The following is a 13,377-nucleotide window of genomic DNA, read 5'->3' as shown; positions in this document are numbered from 1 at the left end:
AAAAAAACATAAAGGGGCACCCACACCTGAGAACAACTGACCGGCAACACCGAGGTCTGGTTAACGGGGTTTATTGAGCTGCTTAATAGCGATGTCGCCAGTATCTATCGAGCAGACTGGAGAGCAGGAAAGATTCGGGAATCCCGGGCAGCACTGGCAGAGATCGAACAGGCAAAGCAGAAATTGGCCGCTGCGACAGCTCGCGTTGAACAGCTGGAACAGCAAATAGCGGAACGAGACGCAGCAGAAACACGACAACGTGAAGAAAACAAACAAAAGCCCCCGATGTCACAATCGGCCACCCATGCTCCTGCAAAAACAGCCCCTCTGACACCATCAGCTAACCTTGACGAGTTTGATATTGACGATGACTGGGATGAAGAGGACTGGGAGGTGCCCTCACTCGCAGCAAATAAACCAGAACCTGACGCCCACCTTCTCTTCACTGCCCTGGAAACTCTGGGCCGGGGCGAAGACCCACTAACCCAGGGCATTGAACAAACCACAAACAATCTGGTCAGAATTTCCTACCAGCACTTTCCAGAAGGCACGGAACAGGTTCTCAATGCACTAAACCATATCAACAGTGGTATTGATGCCGTCGTAGAGTTTATCGACGACAGCACCGCAAACCGGGTCAGTGCTAGCTGGCAACAACTGGATGAAACAACTCAGGCTCGTATACTGAGAGCTGGGAAGGTGCTGTCGGTGCTGGTGCCGGTTGCCAGGGTTAAGGCTTTGGCTGAGCTGACTAGAGCGCCGTCACCTGCCCTGAAGAAAGATGGTTGGCATCCGGATAGTGTGGAGGCTCGGCATAAGGAGTGGAAGGAACATTATGGTGGACGTGAGGATCATGAATATCAGGGTATCAGTGGTTATATTCGTCCTCCAGAGTCATTGAAAGCCTTTCCGGATACCTTTCGCGTAGAGAAGAAAACAGCAGCTCAAGGCGGAGGTGCATAAAGAACTCGTTGGGAGGATAACAAAGGGAATATCTATGAGTGGGACAGTCGTCATGGAACAGTAGAGAAATATAACAAGCGCGGGAGACTTCTCGGTGAGTTTGACCCGGAAACAGGTCGTCCGCTCAAACCAGCAGACAATACTAGATTCGTGGAGCCTTGAATAGTTATGGGATTTAGAGTGGAGTGCTTCAGCAAAAAAACAAGAAGATTGGTTGATGAAACATATCTAAGAGGAGTACCGTTATCCAAACTTCAAGCACTATTTGGTGAGCCTGCCTTTCATCCGATGTGCGATAGTTACCCAATCAAAGATGAGGAAAAGGCTGCATTCTTTAATCGCTTTTTTGGTATTGAGTTCAATTTTTCCGAATTCAATTATTATCTTTCGAACTTTGCAGATCCAGAATAATAGTTTGAATGAAAAATCCTTTTTCCGTTTACTGGCCAGATGGATCAGGCCTTGCAACTCCTCCAAGGTTTGTGACAACCATACCAATGCGGTAAATGGAAGCAATATGTTAAAAGTGCCTGACGAAATTGAATTACTAAATTTCTTTGGATGTGAGCCAATAACATATAAAGGACACACACCTAAGAACAACTGACCGGCAACACCGAGGTCTAGTTAACGGGGTTTATTGAGCTGCTCAATAGCGATGTCGCCAGTATCTATCGAGCAGACTGGCGTGCAGGAAAGATTCGGGAATCCCGGGCAGCACTGGCAGAGATCGAACAGGCAAAGCAGAAATTGGCCGCTGCGACAGCTCGCGTTGAACAGCTGGAACAGCAAATAGCGGAACGAGACGCAGCAGAAACACGACAACGTGAAGAAAACAAACAAAAGCCCCCGATGTCACAATCGGCCACCCATGCTCCTGCAAAAACAGCCCCTCTGACACCATCAACTCACCTTGACGACTTTGATTTTGAGAAAGACTGGGATGACGAACCGAAACAGGATAACCGGAAAGTTATTTAGGGACTATTCTTAAGCCATATCGACAACTCAACAAAAAAAGTCTGTTTTGAAATTTCCAATCGTTCTTTGAGAGTGATATACATTAAGCAACCGGAGGATAAAGTTACCTCTACTTTTGTCGAGAAAGATGTCTCCAGGGAGTGGATATGTCCGTTATCAACAAGATTATACGTCAGTTACTGCCTGCCCCTGCATTGGCTTTTCTTTCGCTATGGGCATTTCTTTCGCTATGGGCATTTATTCCTTATACTCTGGCTGTTTCGCCTCAGGAGATCACTCCCATGCCGGGAGCTGCGGTCGATATTACTGACTCTGAATTCTGCCAAAAGGCTCGCTTTGAGCGTGAAACTGCAGTGGGTAAAGAGCCTGATCTGACCAAGATTGATGCGGTAAATTCTCAAGATGCCGCCCTCTGCTTTACCCCTGACGAAAACCTTTTTTTCGTTGCCAATCAGGAAGCCCAGGACATTCTTGGTCCCCATGCGCCCTGGTATCTGCAAATCAGTCGGGAATTTCGTGAGCGGGTAAAAGAAGCCTGCAAAATCATGGGTTATCAGAATGATGAAGTCAGCCGGGCCTTCGATCACTGCACTGAAAACCGTTACGAAGAACTGATGGGCCCCTACGAAGACAAGTATCGCCGGGAAGCAGGCAACTATGTCCGCAAAAGAAGACAGGTGGCCGAAAGTCTGGTGGTTCGCTGCGATGCAGCATTGAGTATCAAACGCACCCGGTTACCAAGAGATCTGAAATTTCCTCTCGCTTATTACGATAAGCGCATCAATGCCTTACCCAGCTGGTTTTTGGAAGAGAAGCTGGATGACACCGCCTGGCTCAAAAAAATGGGTGACCTTAAGGCCAATGAATTGATGAATGACGTACTGGGCCAAGACTGCCCGGGTAATATGGTTTACTGGGTTACCTACAATCCACCGAGTGTTTGACAGATAGTAATACTCGGTCTCTTTGCGGTTTATCGCAACACTGGTTAACATGGACAGTCCGATATCAAACTCGTACTGAAGTTTCATGTACATTTATCGTCTGGTTCTACTTCTGGTTATCAGCATTTACCTCTTCTCTCCGGCCATCATGGGGTGGTGGATTGCGACCGGTGACAGCTGGTACCAACCTTGGATTCTCTGGTTTATCGTAATTCTGGCTGGTTTCCTGCTCCAACCCAGGGGGAAGTCGGATGAGTTTTGAACTCGAAGAACTCCTTCTGGTCAGTGTCGCTTATTTACTGGCCCTGTTTCTTTGTGCCTGGGCCACGGAAAAAGGTCTGATTCCCAAACGAATCACTCAGCACCCGGCAGTCTATGTTCTGTCTCTGGGGGTCTATGCCTCAAGCTGGGCCTATTTCGGAAGTCTGGGCATTGCCAGTGAGCACGGCTATGTCTTTCTTGCTTTCTATTTTGGGGTGAGCGGTGCTTTCCTGTTGGCTCCGGTTCTACTCCACCCGATTCTGAGAATTACCCGAACCTACCAACTCAGTTCTCTTGCAGACCTATTTGCCTTCCGGTTTCGCAGCCCGGTAGCAGGCACCTTTGCTACTGTTCTGATGCTGACGGCTACCATGCCTCTGTTGTCTTTGCAGATTCAGGCTGTATCCGACAGTATTCACCTGATCAGCAAAGAGTACTCTCCGGAGAAGCTGGCGATTGTCTTCTGCATTATGGTAGCCCTGTTTGCCGCCCTGTTCGGAACCCGCCATCTCTCAACCCGGGATCGACACCAGGGGCTGGTCATGGCCATTGCAGTGGAGTCTCTGGTCAAACTGTTGGTCATGATGACCTTGGGACTGGTCATTCTCTTTGAAGTATTCAACGGTCTGGATGGTGTCGAAGCCTGGCTTGCGGTGAATCAGGACACCCTGTCTAAAATGCAGACTCCGCTTGAAGATGGCCCCTGGCGAAGCATGCTGTTGATGTTTTTTGCTTCAGCCATCGTTATGCCACATATGTTTCATATGACTTTTGCCGAGAATCGCAGCAGGCGCTCTCTGCATATTGCCAGTTGGGCACTCCCTCTGTTTCTTCTGGTTCTCAGCTTGCCCACTTTGTTAATTCTCTGGGCGGGCATCAAGTTAGACAGCCCTGTGGCAGCCGATTATTTCCCACTCTTTATAGGGCAGGCACTGGGTATGCCGTGGCTGACCATTGTTGCCTATATTGGTGGTCTGGCTGCCGCCAGTGGTTTAACCATTGTCACCACACTGGCTCTGTCTTCAATGATCATGAACCATATAGTGCTCCCCTATTATCCGCCTCACATACAGGTAGAGGTGAACATTTATCGCTGGCTGACCTGGTTCAAGCGATCCATCATATTGGCACTGATTCTGGGCTCCTACGGCTTTTACCGTATGCTTGAAGCCCAGCACGCTCTCTACAACCTGGGTGTTATAGCCTATGTGGGTGCTCTGCAATTACTGCCAGGCGCACTCTGTGTACTGTATTGGCCCAAAGCTAACCATAAAGGCTTTATTTCCGGACTGATTGCCGGAACAACCATCTGGTTCTTCACAATGATGCTTCCTCAGATGGTGGACTTCAGTCTTTACAGTGCAACCTTGGATGAAGTTTCAAACTATCTTTATCAGCAATGGCATTTGCTTGGTATGACATCATTGACCGTCAATGCCGTGCTCATTTATCTGGTTTCTAGCCTAACCAGCATGTCTTCTGAAGAACGTTCAGCTGCCAGTGCCTGTCAGGTAGAAAGTAGTAATCACAATGAACAAAAAGTGCCTGAAGCCAAGTCTGCCCATGACTTTCATGAAATGTTGAGCAAACCTTTAGGCGCACTGGTGGCTCATAAAGAAGTGGCAAGAGCCCTCAGCGACCTCAATATGAGAGAAGACGAGAAGCGTCCCCATGCCCTTCGTCGTCTAAGGGAGCGAATTGAGAAAAACCTTTCAGGTCTGATGGGCCCTACTGTATCCCACGATATCGTTGATACTTTTTTACCCTGGGATGAAAACAAAGGTTATGTTGCCCAGGATATTCACTTCATGGAATCCAGGCTGGAAGCCTACCACAGCCGTTTAAGTGGTCTGGCTGGTGAGCTGGATGACCTGAGGCGATATCATCGGGATACCCTGAATAACCTGCCAATGGCTCTCTGTTCAGTCGATGTGGCAGGAGAAATTATGCTCTGGAATCAGGCCATGAGCCAGATGACTGACATTCCGGCCACCGATGTTTTAGGTAGCCCGCTTAATCAGATTGCAGCGCCCTGGAATGACATACTCAGTAACTTTACTCAGATAGACAGTGAACATTTGCCCAAACACGGTATAGAAGTTAATGGGCAACTGCGTTATTTCAATCTTCACAAAGCCAGTATTGAAGCGCCTGTTTCCGGTACCAGCGGTAACAAAGTTATGTTGCTGGAGGACCATACAGAAAACCAGATGCTGGAAGATCAGCTGTTCCACAGTGAGCGGTTGGCATCCATAGGCCAGCTGGCGGCAGGCGTCGCCCATGAGATAGGTAACCCGGTTACCGCCATTGACTGTCTGGCTCAGGAATTGAAAGCTCTTTCCGAAGAAAATGACACCCGGGAAGTGGCCGGTCAGGTGCTGGAGCAAACCAAACGGGTTTCCAAAATTGTACAAATGCTGATGAGTTACTCTCATAATGGCAAGAATCGCTCTGAAATGAGCAGCCATGCCCCCGTTGATCTCTTTACTGGCGTACAAGAGTCCATCAGCCTGTTGCAACTTGGACGAAAGAGCAGCAATATCAGCTTTCTTAACTTGTGTGATCCAGAGCACAAAGTAACTGGGGATCAGCAGAAGTTGCAACAAGTCTTTATCAATCTGCTGAATAATGCCGTGGATGCTTCTGACGAGAAAAGCACAATCACTATCAGAACATCAGCCTCAGTCCATACCGTCAAGATCGAAGTCGAAGATCAGGGTCACGGGATTCCTGTCTCTATTCAGGAACGTCTGTTTGAACCCTTCTTTACCACCAAAGAGGCTGGCAAAGGTACCGGTCTCGGTCTGGCACTGACCTGGAATATCATTGAAGAACACTTTGGTACCATCAAGGTCATCAGCCCAACCGATAAAAATCTGGAAAAAGGTACACGCTTTGAAATTTCCCTGCCGCGTCATGAGCCTCAGAGCATCAGGCAGCAGCATGGTTATATGACTTATCAGCCCCATGACTCATGGGAGCAGGAGGGGGAAACAGTATGAACCAGGGTAATATTCTCATTGTTGAAGACGAAGAGATTATTCGTGCTTCCCTGAAGAGACTGCTAGAACGAAATCATTACAGCGTCAGCGAAGCAGGTTCTGTCCATGAAGCCGAGCTGTCATACACATTGAAAGAGTTTGACCTGATCATCAGTGACTTGCGTTTGCCTGGCTCGCCAGGAACGGAGATGATCAATCTGGCCGAAGGCATACCTGTTCTGATCATGACCAGTTATGCCAGCCTGAACTCCGCTGTCAGCACCATGAAAATGGGCGCTGTTGATTATATTGCCAAACCCTTTGATCACTCTGAGATGCTGGAACGTGTGGCTGCCATCATGGCACGCAAACCCGCCTCACCGGATAAATCGACGGAAGAAGTTATTTGCGATGCCGGCTCAGGGTACAGTGGTATCCTCGGTCAATGTGATGCCATGAAGCTGCTATTCAAACGTATCCGAAAAGTGGCTCCAACCGATGCCACCGTTCTGATTCAGGGTGAATCCGGTACCGGTAAAGAGCTGGTAGCCAGAGCCCTCCATGAGAACAGCCGCCGATCCAACGGCCCCATGATTTCAGTGAATTGCGCAGCCATTCCGGAAACACTGATAGAGTCTGAACTTTTTGGTCACGAGAAAGGTTCTTTTACAGGTGCAACGGCTGCTCGAACGGGTCTGATTGAAGCCGCTAATGGTGGCACCCTGTTCCTTGATGAAATTGGTGAACTTCCTCTGGAAGCTCAGGCACGACTACTGAGAGTACTGCAGGAAGGTGAGATCAGGAGAGTGGGTTCCGTGCACTCTCAGAAAGTCGATGTACGACTTATCGCAGCTACCCACAGAAACTTGCGTAAGTTATCTGGCAGTGGTGAGTTCCGAGAAGACCTTTACTATCGATTAAAAGTGGTAGAGCTGAGAATTCCAGCCCTGCGAGAACGTGGCAACGATGTTCTGATGCTCGCTGAAAAGCTGCTGGAAAAAGTCTGCAACAAGATGGAACTGGAAGTCTATTCCTACTCTCCGGAAGCCATGGCAGCCATATGTCAGCACCAATGGCCGGGGAATGTTCGAGAACTGGAACATGCCATCGAACGAGCTGTCATTCTCTGCGACGATGACATTATTACCCCTGAAACTCTGGATCTGGATGTGCATGTAAAATCCACACTGTTCAGAGCGGATACCGGCAATGGAGGGAGTGATAACGTAGCTGAAACTCAGGATGGCCTGTCACTGGAAGATTATTTTCAGCGCTTCGTCCTTGAGCATCAGGACCAAATGACTGAGACCGAACTGGCTCAGAAGCTGGGTATCAGTCGTAAAACACTGTGGGAAAGACGACAAAGACTAGCCCGGATATTTCATAAACAAGGTTCGAGCCTTTGCCAAGGGGCTTGGATCTGAGTTTTTTGGCCGGACTACTTTTCAATTGACCTCCTGCACCAACTTTTCAAGCAAGACGCACGCTTGGCTGATAGATTTATCGCTAAACCTCCAATTCCAAATAAACGCCCCCCCCCAGAGCTCTTTCATCTGGTCGCTTTTTGACTCAATTGAGTGCCTGCAGAGTCATTTATCCCGGTCGGGGTGGCGGCATCGAATAAAACACTTCTGTCACATGCCGCAAAAGCCCCCTGAATGGACAGCTACGAGGCAGATGTAACTTGATCCGATCTTTGTATTCGACCACTTTCACTGCAATTTTGCAGAGCTTCGCAATCACTGTTGAGGGCTGAGCTTTTTCCAGTTCTGTGCCTTTCAGGGCCTTGGTTCTTAACTCATGGTGGATAACGTAAGCAGCACAGGCGTAAAACATCCTCAGATGGTTAGCCAGAAAGCCCTGGTCTGATAGCCTGTCACCAGACAGGTCGCTTTTCAGATGCTTGATGAAGTTCTCATCCTGGCCTCTTGGGCAGTAAAGCTCTTCATAAATGACCTCAGGAGAAGCCTCTTTTATCGATGTCACAATAAAACGAGGATTGTCGCCTTTCTGGTTGACCTCTGCCTTGTAGATGATTCGTGTATCCAGGCCTTTCCAGCTTTTGGCCTGATACTCTGCTTCTCCGTAAAGCCTGAGCCGCTCGGGTATTGGCATATTGTTTAATCTGGCCAGGCCGGTCTTGACCTTGAGTGCTTGTCGAGCCTCATCCAGTAACTCTTTGGCTTTGGGTCGTAGAGCTGTTTTATGGCCTGCCCCTTTGCCCAGCACATAGTCGGAATGCGGATCATCCTGAACAACCCGCATTAGCTCAGGCTGGGCAAAATGGCTATCACCCCGAACCAGCAAATACGTTTTCGGCCACCTCCGTCGGATCAGCTGAATGACGCGCTTAAGAATGGCGGCGTTCTCTTTGCCTGTAGGTGTTTTACCCGGACGCAAGACAGCAGTAATCAACTTGCCGCTGAGTCCTTCAAATATCAGTAATGGCAGGTAACAGTAGTCATTATATTTAGCATTGAACAGGTTCATTTGTTGACCACCATGGGTAATGGTCGGCGTGTGATCCAGATCAATTATGGCTGCCATCGGTGGTAGCTCGTAACTGCTGATGAAATGCTCAGCAAGAGCCTTGGCCATCTTGTAGATGTCCTTTTTGGTCATTGACTGCCCAAGCCTGGTGTACGTCGGAGCTGACGCTAAATGACCCTCTTCGCTCAGCGGGTTTCGTCCAACGGCAAGCTTGAACATAGGATCTTTGCGCAAATAGTTGCTGTCGTTGGCGTCCTCATAACCACAGGCCATCTGCAAAACTCTCTGGGTCAGGAGGTCTTGCAAGGGATGGTCGATGTAGGATTGGTGGCGTTTATCATCAATCGCGTTGGACAGCTTGGAAATGAGACCGCTATGCAGCATGGTTTCGCGCAGTAAAATGGTCCCAAAATCAGATGATAACTCGCCACCCTGAAAATCAGCTCTCAGTGTTTTGCCGTTGACCGGATGAAATTTGAGTATTTCTTGAGCAGGTTGATCCATCACAAGTTCCGAACTGGTGTGTCCGGAATACTCTGGTGGCAATGTCATTTATATCAAGGGCTGAGGGCAAATTTTGCTTATTTTATGAATTATCCGGGCTAGGCATTCCCAGAAAAAAAACCACGGCTTGATCTGAAACCATCAGCACATTAAGCCGCCTGATTAGGCAATCTTTCAGGCATTGTGATAAAACAGCAGGTGTACTGACATTATTTCCGGAGAAAACTCTCCAGAAAATAAGATAATAACAACAATAAGCAGCATTTAGCTGTCAATGGACTACACCTGTGGACACAATCGTTTACGCTATCCCGGTCTTTATGGTGATGATTGTCATAGAAATAGTGACAACTATTATCAGGAAAAAAGACTACTACCGTCTCAACGACGCCATCAACAGCCTCAGTGCCGGTATGATGAGTATCACCAGCGGCATTATCCTCAAGATTGTTGAAGTCACAATCTACACCGGAATATTCTCCGCCGTCGCCCTGATGGAATTTGACAGCTCTGAGCTCTGGGTCTGGCTGTTTGCTTTTGTCATCTATGACTTTTTCTACTACTGGACGCACCGTATGGGTCATGAGGTGAACATACTCTGGGCCGCACATGCTGTGCACCACCAGAGTGAAGAGTACAACCTGACTACGGCTCTGAGACAAACCAGTTCGCGCTTTATTCTGGGCTGGCTGTTTTATATCCCTATGGCCATCATCGGTATTCCGCCCCTGGTTTTCTTCACCGTCGGATTAATCAATCTGCTCTACCAGTTCTGGGTTCATACCCGCCATATTCCCAAGTTGGGATGGTATGAACACTACTTTGTGACCCCGTCCAATCACCGGGTGCACCACGCCAAGAACCGCAAGTATCTGGACAAGAACTATGGTGGCGTCTTCATTATCTGGGACAGGATGTTCGGAACGTTTCAAGAAGAAGACGAACAATATGAATCCATTCGCTATGGAACTCTGAAGCCTCTTAGAAGCTGGAATCCTGTCTGGGCTAACCTGCATCTGTACAGCGATATGTGGAAGGATGCCAAAGCCACTAAAAGCTGGAAAGAAAAACTCACCCTCTGGTTTAGAAAGACAGGTTATCGGCCTGCCGATGTTGCAGCGCCTATGAAAATGCCGGACATCCATGGCTATCAGAATTACGACCCTGCTCTCTCAACCTCCCAGCAGCTTTATGCCGGTGTGCAGTTCTTCATCCTATTACTAGGAACGACCGCCCTCATGGCTGTATATCATACTACGCCCACCTGGTTTGATGCGTTATGGATTATTGTTCTGGGTGCAAACCTTGTAATGAATGGCTCAATCCTGGAAAAACCAGAACAAGCCATAAAGCTGGAATGCCTTCGTTTCAGTATCACCGCATCAGCTTTGGCAGTGACCGCAACACTGATGCCTGTCGCTTCAATTTTCTGGCTGGGGCTGGGAAGTCTTGCTGTTTTATCCCTCGCTTATCTGCGAAGGTACTCAAGCGCAACAGAGCCCACTGCGGCTATTGAATCCTGATCATACTCATGATTGTGCAATCCTGATTCATAGGGATTGCACGCCTTCCAACCATTACTTGCCCGGTAAAACAAAAATTAGTTTTTCTTATATCCAAATAAAGCTTTGTCCATAACGGATCGAGCTATCAATTCAATGGGAAGAAATCCGAACACCGCCTATAGTTTTCTTGTTGCCGTCGCAACCTGTCGAAACCCTCATTGAGAACGTCATCATGAATCCGTTACAAACAAATGGCTTATGTCGTAGGTCTTCTCTTGTTGCAGTATCAAGCCTGTTTATTAGTCTTTGTCCGCTCAGTCATGCCGATTTTGCAGACAGTGCAACGACGTCTGTAGAAGCTGTTTTTAATCAAGGTATTGGTTTGTATGGTACCGTTGATCTTGGCAAATGTATGATGCGACTTGACACCACCAATGAAAACAAAATCCCTGCCAAAACGCTTTCAACCCAGCAGCAAGGCCATATCAAGGATGTAGCCACCAGCTTGAATAATTCTCACATTATTAGAATGACCTTTGATGATAAAACCAGTCCTACCTATGTAGTTCGCTCTGAAAATCTAAGAATCACTCCGGGAGATGAGTCAGGTGGCAACCCGGGCTGGATTATCAGGGAATTCAGGTTTACCAAAGGAGCGAATATGGAAGCGGACATTCAACTCAGTGCCCACGAATCATGGACTTGGGACTGCAGTGATACTGCTATTAACATTACAAATGAGCTGCTTCTGACCCCTTCTATCCCTCCTACCCCCCCTGAAGAGCTGTAACTGTCTTTCAGGAGCCAGATTTGAGTTGAGCAATCTTCAATTCATTTCTGGCGACCTTGAGATGATTGATAGCGTCGAGCTCCATTTTCTGTAGCCTGGATTCCTGGGCAGTCTGTTCTCGATAAACAGCTTCAGCGTCATCCAGCTCAGTTTTTAGCGCATCCATTTTCTTGGCCAGCTCTTCATCCGCTTCATGACTGGACTCCAACAGGGCCATCTGACTATTTAGACGGGTCAGTCGCTCCGAACATTCTCCAACCCGATGCTGGGTTTCTTCCAGATTTCTTAGAATGGAAGCTTCAAAGGCTTCTGCCTCAGTGACCCGATGCTGGAGTTTCTCCAGATTATCAGATTCCATGAATGCTGTTATTTCCTCGCTGCTTCTTTCTCAATTCTTTCCAGATCTTTCTTCACCGACACGGGATATTGCTGCTGAACTTCTACCATACTATTACCAAACATAATATGTTCAATAAATTCCGGATCAAAGTATTTGAATTGCCCTGGATCTTTCATAGCTCCGAGCATACGGGCACTGAGATTGGACCTCAGCCTGACTTTTTCATCCACATCCAGGCCTGAAGCACCTATATCGGCCAGCACCTGACGGTAATCATTTGGTTTACGCAAATCACCCATAGCTTTTTCCAATGCCTGAGTACTCTTTCCTTTATGTGGCGTTATGCCCCTGAGAAAAGCCCTCATCTGGGTTTTGCCGGGCTGCAGCTTCCTGAGTCGAGATTTTCTGCTCTTGAGTTCGGCCGTTTTGCTCTTATCTTCCTCTGCCACCGCAACGGTTCTCTGACTGTTTACAGACGGAGTCTCTTCTTTTTTCTGCGATGCTTCTTTACTGGATGCATTTCTTGCAGGCTCAGGTTTTCTTTTAGCAGCCTCCTGTTCCATTCTTTTCTGCTGTTTCAGCTGTCTATCGATCCCTTTCTGCGCTTTTTTCCCTTCATTTTCAGCCCGCTTTGCAGACTTCACTTTTTTCTTCAACGAAGCGATTTCACCTTCCAGTCGAGTCGATTCAGCTTTGGCATCTGCGACATGATGCTGAACCACAGATCTTACAGATTCTACAGAAACCCCATGTTTCATCTGTTTTGCATCTGCCGTGGCCAGCAATTTTTGACCATGAGTGGCCAGAGCATCCGCTTTCTTCAATGCTCTTTCCAGAGACTTGAGTTCTGCTCCTAACCTTTTGCTGGACTGATCTTTTGCCGCCACAACCTTACTGCGGATTTTAGATACCGACCGACCCAAAGACGACGCATCTTTTTGCAAACGCTCCAAAGCCTGATGCGCTTTCTTATCCGCCTTTTCCGCTTTCTTTTTCTCCGTCTTTAGCTCTTTCTGAGCCAGCTCCAACGCCTTAACGTCCTGTTTACGACTACTCACTAGCTGATCTGACTCTCTGGCTGCCCAGCTGGCGTGTCTTTCTGCCGTTGTCATCTGCTTACCACCCAACCCTGCATCCAGAAGGTTTTCTTCTAATACACCCTCTTTAGCCAGACTGTGCGCCTCCGACTGGAGCTTTTTAGCTTCTTTTAAAGATGAGTTAGCCTCCTTCAAAGCCGTTGCCAGAGACTCTTTACTGCTTCGATCGACTCTGGGTTTTGACTGGGAACCTTCTAAAGAAATTCTTTCCCTGACATCACTGGCTTTAGCAAAAAGCTGCTCTTCACGGGAGGGCTCAGAAGGCAGCTTGTTCTCAACATCCTCGGGAGAAACCACCTGAATATCATGATCAGAAAAGCTGCTGCCAGACAGTCTGGAAGGCTCCAGGCTGCCATTATTGAGGCTGACTTTTGGGTCAACAGTCGTTAGAGAGTCACGATTTAGACGGCCGGGATTTTCAGCCTTTTGCGGGGTAACAGGCGCTGAATCAGTTCCTGATGTTTTGGGGAGGGTTGGGTATATCCCTGCCTGTGAAATACTGGGTTGGGGCATCTGGCTCC

General features: G+C 48.1%; 12 protein-coding genes and 1 pseudogene. 10 read left to right on the top strand and 3 right to left on the bottom strand.

Annotated elements, in window-relative coordinates:
- The first annotated feature begins 183 nt into the window (after positions 1–183).
- The 8 genes and pseudogenes from GZ78_RS19565 (at position 184) to GZ78_RS19535 (ending at position 7,554) form a co-directional block, all read left to right on the top strand.
- A complete protein-coding gene (locus GZ78_RS19565; RefSeq protein ID WP_034839924.1) occupies positions 184–963 on the top strand; it encodes a hypothetical protein in 780 nt (259 codons plus the stop codon).
- 12 nt (positions 964–975) lie between these two features.
- Positions 976–1,125: pseudogene (locus tag GZ78_RS31045) on the top strand (colicin E3/pyocin S6 family cytotoxin); the annotation flags it as partial.
- Positions 1,126–1,131: 6 nt separating this feature from the next.
- Positions 1,132–1,374, top strand: a complete 243-nt coding sequence (locus GZ78_RS29070) for a DUF7683 domain-containing protein (RefSeq protein WP_152558842.1) — start codon at positions 1,132–1,134, stop codon at positions 1,372–1,374.
- Positions 1,375–1,713: 339 nt separating this feature from the next.
- Positions 1,714–1,944, top strand: a complete 231-nt coding sequence (locus GZ78_RS19555) for a hypothetical protein (protein ID WP_034839918.1) — start codon at positions 1,714–1,716, stop codon at positions 1,942–1,944.
- A gap of 146 nt (positions 1,945–2,090) precedes the next feature.
- The gene (locus GZ78_RS19550; RefSeq protein WP_034839915.1) at positions 2,091–2,888 is read left to right on the top strand and encodes a hypothetical protein; all 798 of its coding nucleotides are present in this window, start codon (positions 2,091–2,093) and stop codon (positions 2,886–2,888) included.
- 85 nt (positions 2,889–2,973) lie between these two features.
- Entirely contained in the window at positions 2,974–3,150 is a 177-nt protein-coding gene (locus tag GZ78_RS29870) for a hypothetical protein (protein WP_034839912.1), read from the top strand.
- A complete protein-coding gene (locus GZ78_RS19540) occupies positions 3,140–6,151 on the top strand; it encodes an ATP-binding protein (RefSeq protein ID WP_081869948.1) in 3,012 nt (1,003 codons plus the stop codon). The genes GZ78_RS29870 and GZ78_RS19540 overlap by 11 nt, the downstream gene beginning before the upstream one ends.
- Complete coding sequence (locus tag GZ78_RS19535) at positions 6,148–7,554, top strand: sigma-54-dependent transcriptional regulator (RefSeq protein ID WP_034839910.1); 1,407 nt, start codon at positions 6,148–6,150, stop codon at positions 7,552–7,554. The genes GZ78_RS19540 and GZ78_RS19535 overlap by 4 nt, the downstream gene beginning before the upstream one ends.
- A gap of 169 nt (positions 7,555–7,723) precedes the next feature.
- Here GZ78_RS19535 and GZ78_RS19530 read toward each other — a convergent pair whose 3' ends face one another.
- Positions 7,724–9,124, bottom strand: a complete 1,401-nt coding sequence (locus tag GZ78_RS19530; RefSeq protein WP_051786143.1) for an IS1380 family transposase — start codon at positions 9,122–9,124, stop codon at positions 7,724–7,726.
- Between the two features lie 287 nt (positions 9,125–9,411).
- Between GZ78_RS19530 and GZ78_RS19525 the strand changes: the two genes are divergently transcribed.
- Positions 9,412–10,647: a sterol desaturase family protein gene (locus GZ78_RS19525; protein WP_034839907.1), complete on the top strand. Its 1,236-nt coding sequence runs from the start codon at positions 9,412–9,414 to the stop codon at positions 10,645–10,647.
- A 214-nt stretch (positions 10,648–10,861) separates the two neighbouring features.
- Positions 10,862–11,419: a hypothetical protein gene (locus tag GZ78_RS19520; protein WP_034839905.1), complete on the top strand. Its 558-nt coding sequence runs from the start codon at positions 10,862–10,864 to the stop codon at positions 11,417–11,419.
- Between the two features lie 7 nt (positions 11,420–11,426).
- On the opposite strand, the gene GZ78_RS19515 is transcribed toward GZ78_RS19520, so the two are convergent.
- Together GZ78_RS19515 and GZ78_RS19510 are read right to left on the bottom strand one after the other, a co-directional pair.
- Complete coding sequence (locus tag GZ78_RS19515; RefSeq protein ID WP_034839903.1) at positions 11,427–11,777, bottom strand: hypothetical protein; 351 nt, start codon at positions 11,775–11,777, stop codon at positions 11,427–11,429.
- Positions 11,778–11,785: 8 nt separating this feature from the next.
- Positions 11,786–13,369 (bottom strand): hypothetical protein, encoded by a 1,584-nt coding sequence (locus tag GZ78_RS19510; protein WP_034839900.1) that lies wholly within the window; start codon positions 13,367–13,369, stop codon positions 11,786–11,788.
- Between the last annotated feature and the right edge of the window lie 8 nt (positions 13,370–13,377).

It is taken from the genome of Endozoicomonas numazuensis, assembly GCF_000722635.1.
GTDB lineage: Bacteria > Pseudomonadota > Gammaproteobacteria > Pseudomonadales > Endozoicomonadaceae > Endozoicomonas_A > Endozoicomonas_A numazuensis.
Note: the sequence above shows the minus strand (reverse complement) of the source record. Positions and strands in the feature narration are given on the sequence as shown.